At 38.3% G+C, this 1183-nt stretch carries 1 protein-coding gene and 1 pseudogene; both read left to right on the top strand.

Features of this window, described 5'->3' with window-relative positions; translation table 11 throughout:
- Positions 1–530: pseudogene (locus ACOTX3_RS26050) on the top strand (hypothetical protein); the annotation flags it as partial.
- Between the two features lie 204 nt (positions 531–734).
- Entirely contained in the window at positions 735–1064 is a 330-nt protein-coding gene (locus ACOTX3_RS26045) for a hypothetical protein (protein WP_000140246.1), read from the top strand.
- The last annotated feature ends 119 nt before the right edge of the window (positions 1065–1183 follow it).

Genomic DNA, 1183 nt, shown 5'->3' with positions numbered 1-1183 from the left:
TGCGCTTTATCCTTGAACAAATGCAACTTCAGGGGCAGCATATCCGGATGGAAGGTAGTGTGGGTATCTTTGCATCATGGTTCCGTGATGCAGAGCCAGACGTTGTCACAAATGCCGAGAACATTCATTTTCTGTGGTCTTGCCTCGACGATACCCAGAGAGAGACTGTACTTGATGAGTTGCACGATGTCTTACTTGAAAGACATATTCGTATTGACAGCCGTATTGCGATTATTACCCGTTTTCATAATGAGTTGTCGTTTATTGAACCTGAGAAGGCCGTTGAACGCAGGGCTATTGCGGCGCTGTTTAGCGCTTCTGTTGATAATGTATTATTGTCTCAATGGCTTGACCGTCAGACGTTTTCATTTTCATCATGGTCTCCGGAGGACGCCCGTACGGCAACGAGTTGTATAATGAATAACTCGGAGATTTTTCCTCTCATCTGCAGGAATTCACAGTATATTAAAAACAGAATGTTACCAGAGAAAGCGGACGTTACAGAAGATAGTGATACGTTTCCGGACTGAGTTCGTTCTTTAAATCCTATACCTGAAGACCACAGCGGTGGTCTTTGGGAGTTTTTTTATTGCCTGATATACATTAAGCATGTTATATCTTGCTAAGAAATAATCATTCAGGGATTAATCATAACTACTGAAGTTATGTTGTGTTCTTTTCTTTTAAAAATAAATTATTCAGATTTATTTTCTATTGATTTAATGAGGTAGGGAATGACAGAAAGTGCTTTGCTTTTGCGAGAGGCATTTAATGAATCGGTTAACTATATGACATGGTCTTTTTATTCACTGATAACTGCTTACGTTTCGATGGCTTTTTATGATAGAGTTGAGGTTAAGACCCGAATAAATAATTATCTGAATAAGTTACTTTTCGTGATTGCTATGTCCGTTTTTATCCCAAATATGTACTTTGTTTCAATGGTGTTCAGTCAGAAGTTAGGCACCGCAGCTGGCGTTGCGTCATTCATTATTGGGCTACTTTTCATGATGTTAAACTCGGCACCTGTAATTACTGGTATCGTACAGCAGCGCAAAGATTGAGTTTTATGAGTATAGTCAGTTGGGTTTTCATCTGTTTTATCAGACTTAGAAAAATGAAATCTTTCAATTCATTGATTTTAAACGCAAAAAAATTTCTAAATGATCAGAATTATAGGGTG

The organism is Enterobacter cloacae complex sp. IR5384 (assembly GCF_049237265.1).
Lineage (GTDB): Bacteria > Pseudomonadota > Gammaproteobacteria > Enterobacterales > Enterobacteriaceae > Enterobacter > Enterobacter cloacae.
This window is presented reverse-complemented; position numbering and strand designations above follow the sequence as displayed.

What these genes read in the sequence shown, in the direction of transcription:
- ACOTX3_RS26045 (WP_000140246.1), top strand. Translation starts at nt 735, where the DNA reads ATGACAGAAAGTGCTTTGCTTTTGCGAGAGGCATTTAATGAATCGGTT.